Source organism: Mesorhizobium sp. WSM4814 (assembly GCF_055811595.1).
In genome coordinates this window covers 49,351-59,288 of sequence record NZ_JBVVQT010000018.1, presented here as the reverse complement: position 1 = coordinate 59,288, position 9,938 = coordinate 49,351, and the positions used below count along the sequence as shown (strand labels likewise).

The following is a 9,938-nucleotide window of genomic DNA, read 5'->3' as shown; positions in this document are numbered from 1 at the left end:
CCGATTTTTCGGGGTCATGCACTAGGGTTATCCCTGCGCAGCCGCATGAGAGCCCAAAGCCGCATGGCCTATCTCGAAAACATCTCCGTCTTCGTTCGCGTCGTCGAGCTCGGCAATCTGTCGGCGGCGGGGCGCGACATGCGCATTTCGCCAGCGGTCGCCTCCAACCGCATCAAGGAGCTCGAAAAACATCTCGGTGTCAGGCTGTTCAATCGCACGACGCGGCAATTGATGCCGACCGAGCACGGCACGGTGTTCTACTCCGGCGCCAAGCAGGTGCTTGAGGCGGTCACCGAGGCGGAAGCCGCCGTCAGCGCTTTGTCCGGCCAGCCGCGTGGCACCATCAAGGTGACAGCGCCGCTTGGCCTCGGCCGGCGGCTGGTGGCGTCGGGAATCCCCGATTTCCACGACAAATATCCTGACATCGAGGTTCGGCTGAGGCTTTCGGACCACAATGTCGACATCATGAAGGAAGGCATCGACGTCGCGTTCAGACTGGGTATCATCGAGGATTCCAGCCTGAGAATGCGCGGCATCATGGAGTGCGAGCGGGTGCTGGTGGCGGCGCCGAAATATCTGGAGACGCGCGGCGAACCGACCGAGCCGCAGGAACTGATCGCCAACAAACACGACTGCCTGATGCTGCGCTACGCCGGCGCGCGCGAATATGTGTGGACGCTGCAGACGGCCGACGGTCCGCGGAAATTCGAGGTGCACGGACCCTATGACACCGACGATGGCGACGTGCTGACCGGCTGGGCGCTGTCGGGCCGCGGCATCATCAACAAGCCGCGCTTCGAGGTCGAGCCGTTCATCCGCGACCGGCGTCTGAAGGTGATCCTGCCCGACACGCCACCGACGCCGGTGCAGTTCGCCGCCGTCTACCCGCACAAGAAGCTGCAGGACCCGAAGGTGCGGCTGCTGCTCGATTTCATGGCCGAGCGCTGCCAACGGCTGATCAAGGAAATTCTGGCCGGAAAATGAGCGTTGCTCGAATTCTGGCCGTCAGCCGGCCATTGCCTTGCCACGAGAGACGGGGTGCGGCGCGGCTCGCGCGCCAGCATGGGCGGCCAGTGCCGTCATGATCTCGGCCGCCGCCAAGGCCGCAATGACTTGCGGACGCTTGTCCTTGACCGCATCGCCGCCGATCGGCGAGACGAGGCCGGCAAATTGCGCCTCGCTGCCGTCCGCCGCCTTCAGGAACCAGTTCCTGAATGTCGCCTTCTTGGTCTTCGAGCCGATCATGCCGACATAGGCGGCATCCCGGCGTTTCAGTGCCTCGGCGACGATCAGGAAATCCAGCGCGTGGTCGTGGGTGAGGACGACGAACGCGGCGCCAGCCGGAGCCTTGCGCACCATCGCCTCGGGCATTGGCGTCAGGCTGGTTTCGACCGTGTCCGGCATGCCCTCCAGCGCCTCGGCCCGCGTCTCGACAACGACGACACGGACCGGCAGCAAGGCCACCGCCGAGGCCAGCGCCTGGCCGACATGGCCGCCGCCGAAGATGTAGACATGCGGCATCTCCGCCTGCTCGGCGTCCGCCGCCGCGACCAGCTCTTGCGCCAACGCCGTGTCGACCAGCCGGATCAGCACCTCGACCCTGCCGCCGCAGCACTGGCCGATCTCGGGCCCGAGCGGGACATCGAGCGTCGTGCGCGTATCCCTCCCCCTTGGGGGGAGGGTGGCGCCGAAGCCGTCGGGTGGGGTCGCCGCGCCAGTGCTCGACGCTCTGGCGGTGCCTCCTGAGACGACCCCCTCTGGCCGCTCCGCGGCCATCTCCCCCTCAAGGGGGGAGAAAAGCAGCTGCCGTGCCTTATCGATCGCGATGAATTCGAGCTGGCCGCCGCCGATCGTGCCAAAAATCGCCGCGCCCGAGACGAGCATGAAGGCGCCCTTCTCGCGGGGCGTCGAGCCTTTGGTCCCGGCCACCTCGACCAGGGCGACACGGCCGGCGCCGCCAAGAAATGCTTTCAGGGTTTGCACTTTCGAGGTCATGTTTTTGCTTTCCCTATCGGGAAACATAGGGTTTTTCGGCCCGGATTGCACGCCTTGTACGAACCCCGGGACCGAGTTCAAGCACCAGCCTTGGCTTCCCTCTTCAGCCGTTCGATCGCCATCAGCACCCGCTCCGGCGTCGCCGGTGGGTCGAGGCGCGGGCAGATCCGGTGGTCGGCAACGCTTGCCACCGCATCCGACAGCGCATGCAGCACCGAGATGCCGAGCGGCAGCGGCGGCTCGCCGACCGCCTTGGAGCGGTGCACCGTCGGCTCGCTCGCTTCCGGCCAATCGGCCAGCGTCACATTGAAGATCTTCGGTCGGTCCGAGGCGAGCGGAATCTTGTAGGTCGACGGCGCATGGGTGCGCAGCCGGCCCTTTTCGTCCCACCAAAGCTCCTCCGTCGTCAGCCATCCCATGCCCTGGATGAAGCCGCCTTCGACCTGGCCAAGGTCGATGGCGCGGTTCAGCGAGCGGCCGGTCTCGTGCAGGATGTCGGTGCGCTCGACGACATATTCGCCGGTCAGCGTGTCGACCGAGACTTCCGAGCACGCGGCGCCATAGGCGAAATAATAGAAGGGACGACCCTCGCCCTTGTCGCGATCCCAATGGATTCTCGGCGTCTTGTAGAAGCCCGCCGCCGAAAGCTGGATGCGCGCCATATAGGCCTGCCTGATGAGATCGGCGAAGGCGATCTCCTGGTTGCCGATGCGCACCCGGTTGGGCAGGAACAGCACCTGGTCGCGCGGCACCTGGTATTTTTCGGCTGCGAAGTTGGTCAACCGCTCCTTGATCTGCCGGGCCGCGTTCTGCGCCGCCATACCGTTGAGGTCGGAACCGGACGATGCGGCGGTCGCCGAGGTGTTCGGGACCTTGCCGGTCGTGGTCGCGGTGATCTTTACCTGGTCGAGGTCGATCTGGAATTCTTCCGCCACCACCTGCGCCACCTTGACGTAGAGACCCTGCCCCATCTCGGTGCCGCCATGGTTCAGATGCACCGAACCGTCGGTGTACACATGCACCAGCGCGCCGGCCTGATTGTAGTGCGTCGCGGTAAACGAGATGCCGAACTTGACCGGCGTCAGCGCCAATCCACGCTTGATGAAGCGGCTGTTGGCGTTGAAAGCTTCAATGGTGCGGCGACGCCTCGCATAGTCGCAACTCGCCTCCAGCTCGGCGACGATGCGGTGGATGATGTTGTCCTCGACCGTCTGGTGATAGGGCGTGACGTTGCGGTCGCTGGTGCCATAAAAATTCTTCTTGCGAATCTCGAGCGGGTCCTTGCCGACGGCAAAGGCGACCTCTTCGATGACACGCTCGGCGCCGACCATGCCTTGCGGCCCGCCGAAGCCGCGGAAGGCGGTGTTCGACACGGTGTTGGTGTAGAGCGGCGCCGATTGCGCATGAACCGCCGGCCAGAAATAGGTGTTGTCGCAGTGGAACAGCGCGCGATCGGTGACCGGGCCCGACAGGTCCGCCGAGAAGCCGCAGCGCGCCGCAAACATAAAATCGACGCCGAGGATATTGCCCTCGTCGTCGAAGCCGACCTCGTAATCGACGAGGAAGTCATGGCGCTTGCCGGTGGCGATCATGTCGTCGTCACGGTCGGGCCGGATTTTCACCGCGCGATGGTGTTTTTTCGCAGCAATCGCCGCGAGCGCGGCAAACTGGTTGCCTTGCGTTTCCTTGCCGCCAAAGCCGCCGCCCATGCGGCGGATCTCGACCGTGACGGCATGGCTCGGCACGCCGAGCGCATGGCTGACCATGTGCTGGATTTCGCTCGGATGCTGGGTCGACGAATAAATGGTGACGTCCTGATCCTCGCCGGGAATGGCCATGGCGATCTGGCCTTCGAGATAAAAATGGTCCTGGCCGCCGATGCGCATTTTTCCTTTCAGCCGGCGCGGCGCCGCCCTGATCGCAGCCGCGGCATCGCCGCGCCTCAGGGTCAGCGGCGGCGTGACCAGCTTGTCCTTCCTGGGATCGAGGACGCCGATGTCGGTGACGAAAGGCAATTCCTTGTATTCGACCTTGGCCAGCCTTGTGGCGCGGCGCGCCTGCTCGCGGGTTTCGGCGATGACGCAAAAGATCGGTTGGCCGAAGAACTGCACCTTGCCGTCGGCCAGCACCGGTTCGTCGTGGCGGCCGGTCGGCGAAATGTCGTTTTCGCCCGGCACGTCGCTCGCCGTCAGCACGTCGACGACGCCGGGTGCTGCGCGCACCGCCGCCAGGTCCATGCTGCTGATGGTGGCATGCGTGGCCGTCGAAAGCCCGAGGCAGCCATGCAGCATGCCGGATGATTCCGGCATGTCATCGATATAGACGGCCGTGCCGCGGACATGCTTGTGCGCGGAATCATGACGCTGGTCGGTGGCAACGCCACCAGCGATTTTCTGCGCCTTGAGGTTTGGAGCGTGCTTGGTCATCACGCCGCCTCGTGGCGCGATATCTGGATCGGTGCTTTGCTGCCGCTGGTCTCGGCGAAGAACCGCAACAGCAGGTTGCGCGCCGCCAGCGCCCGGTATTCGGCGCTCGCCCGCATGTCGGTCAGCGGGGTAAAGTCTTTGGCGTACTCGGCCATGGCGGTCTCGACCGTCGGTTCCGTCCAGGGCCTGCCGAGCAGCGCCTTTTCCACGCCGAAAGCCCGCTTCGGCGTTGCCGCCATGCCGCCATAGGCGATGCGCACCTCCGCCACCGTGCCGTCCTTGGCCAGGGCCAGCAGGAATGCGCCAAGTGCGGCGGTGATGTCCTCGTCACGGCGCTTGGTGATCTTGTAGACGGCGAATTTGGTATCCCTGCCCGGCACTGGGACATGCACGGCCTCGACGAATTCGCCCGGCTGTCGGTCCTGCTTGCCATAGGCGATGAAGAAGTCGTCAAGCGAGATCGTCCGTCGCTTGTTGCCGCGGCGCAGCGTCAGCCGCGCGCCGAGTGCGATCAGCGGCGGCGGCGTGTCGCCGATCGGCGAGCCATTGGCGATGTTGCCGCCGATCGTGCCCATGTTGCGCACTTGGTCGCCACCGATGCGATCGAACAGCGGGCCTAGCGCCGGGATGCGTTTCGCCAGCATTGAGAAAGCCTCGGTGTAGGTGACACCAGCGCCGATCGAGATGATGCCCTTGTCTTCGGAAATCCGGCACAGCCCGTCGAGATTGCCGATGAAGATCGCCGGCGCAATCTCGCGCATGTGCTTGGTCACCCACAGGCCGACATCGGTCGAACCGGCAACGATGGTGGCGCCCGGCTCCTTGTCGAGCACGGCGGCGAGGTCGTCGGCATCGGCCGGGACGACCAGGCGCTGCTTGCCGGCGCCGATCTCGATGCGCGAACCGTCTTTCATCGCTTCGAGCTTGCTCGTGATCGCCTTGCGCTCCGCTGCCAGCGGATCCTTTGCCGCCTTGCCGTAGCTGGAGATGGCACGCGCCGCCCGCATGATCGCCTCGTAGCCGGTGCAGCGGCAGAGATTGCCCTGAAGCGCCTTTTCGATGGCTGCATCCGACGGCTCCGGTGACCGCATCCACAGGGCATAAAGCGACATGACGAAGCCCGGCGTGCAGAAGCCGCATTGCGAGCCGTGGAAATCGACCATCGCCTGCTGCACCGGATGCAGTTTTTCGCCGTCGCCGCGCAGATGCTCGACGGTTACGACATGCGTGCGATCGAGCGAGCCAAGGAAGCGGATGCAGGCATTGACGCTTTCATAGACGAGCCGGCCGCCTGACAGCCTTCCGACCAGCACGGTGCAAGCGCCGCAGTCGCCCTCGGCGCAGCCTTCCTTGGTGCCGCGCAGCGAGCGCTCGAGCCGCAGCCAGTCGAGCAAGGTCTCGTCGGGCGCGACCGTAGTCAGCGCAACATCCTCGCCATTGAGGATGAAGCGTATCTCATTGCGTATCTTGAGCCTCGTCATGTCTCAGCTCCCCCGATAGGTCGAATAGCCGTAGGGCGATATGAGCAGCGGCACGTGATAGTGCATCGGCTCGGCCATGCCGAAGCGGATCGGCACGCTGTCGAGGAAGGCCGGTTCCGGCAGTCTCAACCCCTGCCGGCGCAGATAGTCGCCGGCGGCGAAGACCAGCTCGTATTCGCCGGTGCGGAATTCCGCGTCGGCAAGCAGCGGCGCGTCACACCGGCCGTCGGCGTTGGTGACCGCTGTCTTCAGATGCGTCCGCATGTCGTCGTTGATGCGGTAAAGCTCGATCGACAGGCCTGCCGCCGGCCTGCCGGCCGCGGTGTCGAGGACATGGGTCGTCAGACGTCCGCCTTCGGCTTTCGACGTTTCCGCCACTGGCTGCTCCCATTCCGGTACACTCGAACATGTCCGGTACAGTCGAACATGTTTGGCGAATTGTGCGCCCATTAAAGGCGATGCATAAGTCCCGGTCGAGTGAAGTGCTGCAAAAACACTTTCAAAAATTTTCGGGGGAATGCGCAAGCAATCCTTTCGACTATCCTGATCACACTATCCGGCAGGAGCGACAATGCGTTACGAACGAGACATGCGCGGCTACGGCGCCAATCCGCCGGATCCAAAATGGCCCGGCAGGGCGCATGTCGCGGTGCAGTTCGTCGTCAATTACGAGGAAGGCGGCGAAAATTGCGTCCTGCACGGCGACAAGGCTTCGGAAGCCTTCCTGTCCGAGATCGTCGGCGCTGCACCTTGGCCCGGGCAGCGCCACCGGAACATGGAATCGATCTACGAATATGGCGCCCGCGCCGGCTTCTGGCGATTGCTGCGCCTGTTCACCGAGGCTGAGGTGCCGATCACCTGCTACGGCGTCGCTACAGCACTGGCGCGTTCGCCCGACCAGGTCGTGGCGATGCAGGAGGCCGGCTGGGAGGTTGCCTCGCACGGGCTGAGATGGATCGACTATCGCGACCATGCGCCGGAAGACGAACGCCGCGACATGGACGAGGCAATCCGGCTGCATTACGAGGTGACAGGCGCACGGCCGACCGGCTGGTACACCGGCCGCACATCGATCAACACCGTGCGGCTGGCGGCGGAAGAGGGCGGCTTCGACTATGTGTCGGACACCTATGACGATGAACTGCCGTACTGGTTCGAGCATGGTGGGCCGGACGGGTCGGCAAAGCCGCAGCTCATCATCCCCTATACGCTCGACGCCAACGATATGCGTTTCGCCACGCCGCAGGGCTTCAACTCGGGCGACCAGTTCTTCGCCTATCTCAGGGATAGTTTCGATACGCTCTATGCCGAGGGCAAGGCAGGACGGCCGCGCATGATGAATATCGGCCTGCACTGCCGCCTCGTCGGCCGGCCGGGCCGGGTCGCGGCGCTGAAGCGCTTCGTCGACTACGTCAAATCACACGACAGGGTCTGGCTGGCGCGACGCATCGACATTGCAAGGCACTGGCAAGAGAACCATCCGTTCCGGCCGCCGACGCTGCGCCCGTCGAAGATGGAATTCGAGGCTTTCGTCCAGGCATTCGGCGGCGTATTCGAGCATTCGCCGTGGATCGCCGAGCGCGCCTATGAGCTGGAGCTCGGTCCGGCGCATGACAGTGCCGGCGGTCTGCACAATGCGCTGTGCCGTGTCTTTCGCGGCGCCAGCGGGGCCGAGCGGCTCTCCGTGCTCAACGCCCATCCCGACCTTGCCGGCAAACTGGCGCAAACCAAGCGGCTGACTGCGGAATCGGCCAGGGAACAGGCTTCCGCAGGGCTCGAGGGGTTGACCGACAAGGAGCGCGAGCTGTTCTCAAAGCTCAATGCCGCCTACGTCGCCAATTTCGACTTCCCCTTCATCATCGCGGTGAAAGGCAAGACCAAGGAAGAAATCCTGGCGGAGTTCGAGGCGCGCATCGGCAACAGCCGCGGCGTTGAATTCGAAACCGCCTGCAAACAGGTCGAGCGCATCGCACTGCTCCGCCTCAAGGACATGCTTCCGCAATAGGCCTTGCTTCCGCAATAGGCTCTGAACTGATGGACACGATGAAAATGGCCGACCGAACCTATTATGCGCCGCAGGGCGGCCACCCCGGCCAGAGCGAGCTGCTGACCGGCCGCGCTGTCTTCACCGAGGCCTACGCCGTTATTCCAAGGGGGGTGATGCAGGACATCGTCACCAGCGCCCTGCCGTTCTGGGACAAGACCCGCGTCTGGGTGCTGTCGCGTCCGCTGTCCGGGTTTGCCGAGACGTTTTCGCAATACATCGTCGAGGTCGCGCCCGGCGGCGGCAGCGACCGGCCGGAACCGGATGCCGGCGCCGAGGGCGCCCTGTTTGTGGTCGAGGGCGAGCTGAGCGTTTTGCTGGCTGGCGAGAAGCATGTCCTGCAGCCGGGCGGCTTTGCTTTCCTGCCGCCGACCAGCGGATGGAGCGTTCGCAACGAGAGCAGCGCTGCTGTCCGCTTCCACTGGATCCGCAAGGCTTACGACGCCGTCGAAGGCATTGATGTCCCGCAAGCCTTCTTTGCCAACGAACAGGACATTGCGCCGACGCCGATGCCCGGCACCGAGGGCCGTTGGGCGACGACGCGCTTCGTCGACCCTGAAGACATGCGCCACGACATGCATGTCACCATCGTCACGCTCGAACCGGGTGCGGTCATCCCCTTCGCCGAGACGCATGTCATGGAGCACGGTCTCTACGTGCTGGAGGGCAAGGCCGTCTACCGCCTCAACCAGGACTGGGTCGAGGTCGAGGCCGGCGACTATATGTGGCTGCGCGCCTTCTGTCCGCAGGCCTGCTATGCTGGCGGCCCCGGAAAATTCCGCTATTTGCTCTACAAGGATGTCAACCGGCACGCCAAGCTTGGTGGCGCCGGCGTGGGGAGGCGCGCGCCATGACCCGCATCGTGGCGCGGCCGCTGACCCGTGAAAATTTTGCCGAGTTCGGCGACGTCATCGATATGGGCGGCGGCAATCACTACCCGATCAATGGCGGCAAGGCCGAGCGCTATCACGATCTCGCCACCGCCGAAGCGCAGGGACCGAATGGGCACGTGCTGATCTCCATGGTGCGCGGCACGCCTTACGATTTTCCGCTGAAGCTCACCATGGTCGAGCGTCACCCGTTCGGCAGCCAGGCTTTCATCCCGCTGTCGCCACGGCCGTTCCTGGTCGTCGTCTGCCATGATGGCGACGACGGCCCGGGCGAGCCGCATGCCTTCCTCACCGCGCCCGGGCAGGGCGTCAATTATCCGCGCAATCGCTGGCACGGCGTGCTGACGCCGATCGGCGAGGCCCAGGATTTCCTCGTCGTCGACCGCGGTGGCGACGGCGCCAACCTCGACGAGTGCCATTTCTCGCACGCTTACGAGATCCATCTTCCCGATGGGAGCCAGTGATGGCCGACGTCTCGCTGATCGACCGCCTGCTCGACGTCATCGAGCATGACATCGTGCCGAAGACGGCCGAAGGTGTCGCCCATGGCAACAAGCTTTTCGGCGCGGCGATCTTGCGCAAGGACGACCACTCGCTGGTGCTCGCCGAGACCAACAACGAGACTGAGAACCCGCTCTGGCATGGCGAAGTTCACTGCCTGAAGCGGTTCTACGAAATGCCCAAGGCTGAGCGCGTCGACACCAGGGACGCGATTTTTCTCGCCACGCATGAACCCTGCTCGCTCTGCCTGTCGGCGATCACCTGGACCGGCTTCGACAATTTCTACTATTTGTTTTCGCATGAGGATTCGCGCGACAGCTTCGCCATCCCGCACGACCTGAAGATCCTGAAGGAGGTCTTCACCCTCGACCCCGGCGGCTACAATGCCGAGAACGCCTACTGGAAGAGTTTTTCGATCCGAAAACTGGTGTGTTCGCTGCCCGAGACCGAGCGGCTGCGACTGGAACCGCGGATCGGCAAAATCTCCGCACGCTATGACGAATTGTCCAGCGCTTACCAGGCGAGCAAGGACGAAAACGACATTCCGTTGAGTTGACGCGGATTGACCAGCCGAATTCGTTGGCTGGCCCACGACGACGTC

9 protein-coding genes are annotated in these 9,938 nt (G+C 64.2%); 5 read left to right on the top strand and 4 right to left on the bottom strand.

Features of this window, described 5'->3' with window-relative positions:
- Positions 1-63 precede the first annotated feature (63 nt).
- The gene (locus AC0L2V_RS23500) at positions 64-984 is read left to right on the top strand and encodes a LysR family transcriptional regulator (RefSeq protein WP_473507814.1); all 921 of its coding nucleotides are present in this window, start codon (positions 64-66) and stop codon (positions 982-984) included.
- Positions 985-1,005: 21 nt separating this feature from the next.
- Here AC0L2V_RS23500 and xdhC read toward each other — a convergent pair whose 3' ends face one another.
- From xdhC to uraH, 4 genes are all read right to left on the bottom strand, one after another.
- The gene (gene xdhC, locus AC0L2V_RS23495) at positions 1,006-1,995 is read right to left on the bottom strand and encodes a xanthine dehydrogenase accessory protein XdhC (protein ID WP_473507815.1); all 990 of its coding nucleotides are present in this window, start codon (positions 1,993-1,995) and stop codon (positions 1,006-1,008) included.
- A gap of 77 nt (positions 1,996-2,072) precedes the next feature.
- On the bottom strand, positions 2,073-4,421 hold the full coding sequence (gene xdhB, locus AC0L2V_RS23490; protein WP_473507816.1) for a xanthine dehydrogenase molybdopterin binding subunit: 2,349 nt from the start codon (positions 4,419-4,421) through the stop codon (positions 2,073-2,075).
- Complete coding sequence (gene xdhA / locus AC0L2V_RS23485) at positions 4,421-5,902, bottom strand: xanthine dehydrogenase small subunit (RefSeq protein ID WP_473507817.1); 1,482 nt, start codon at positions 5,900-5,902, stop codon at positions 4,421-4,423. The genes xdhB and xdhA overlap by 1 nt, the downstream gene beginning before the upstream one ends.
- A gap of 3 nt (positions 5,903-5,905) precedes the next feature.
- Positions 5,906-6,280 carry a hydroxyisourate hydrolase gene (gene uraH / locus AC0L2V_RS23480; RefSeq protein WP_091592675.1) on the bottom strand — a complete coding sequence of 125 codons (375 nt, stop codon included), beginning with the start codon at positions 6,278-6,280 and terminating at the stop codon, positions 5,906-5,908.
- 193 nt (positions 6,281-6,473) lie between these two features.
- Between uraH and puuE the strand changes: the two genes are divergently transcribed.
- Genes puuE through AC0L2V_RS23460 form a run of 4 tightly spaced genes read left to right on the top strand, consistent with a single transcriptional unit; the run spans position 6,474 to position 9,893 of the window.
- Complete coding sequence (gene puuE / locus AC0L2V_RS23475) at positions 6,474-7,907, top strand: allantoinase PuuE (RefSeq protein ID WP_473507818.1); 1,434 nt, start codon at positions 6,474-6,476, stop codon at positions 7,905-7,907.
- Positions 7,908-7,936: 29 nt separating this feature from the next.
- Positions 7,937-8,800 (top strand): bifunctional allantoicase/(S)-ureidoglycine aminohydrolase, encoded by an 864-nt coding sequence (locus AC0L2V_RS23470; RefSeq protein WP_473507819.1) that lies wholly within the window; start codon positions 7,937-7,939, stop codon positions 8,798-8,800.
- Positions 8,797-9,300 (top strand): ureidoglycolate lyase, encoded by a 504-nt coding sequence (locus AC0L2V_RS23465; protein WP_023796832.1) that lies wholly within the window; start codon positions 8,797-8,799, stop codon positions 9,298-9,300. Before AC0L2V_RS23470 ends, AC0L2V_RS23465 begins: the two co-directional genes overlap by 4 nt.
- On the top strand, positions 9,300-9,893 hold the full coding sequence (locus AC0L2V_RS23460) for a nucleoside deaminase (protein ID WP_473507820.1): 594 nt from the start codon (positions 9,300-9,302) through the stop codon (positions 9,891-9,893). The genes AC0L2V_RS23465 and AC0L2V_RS23460 overlap by 1 nt, the downstream gene beginning before the upstream one ends.
- Positions 9,894-9,938: the final 45 nt, after the last annotated feature.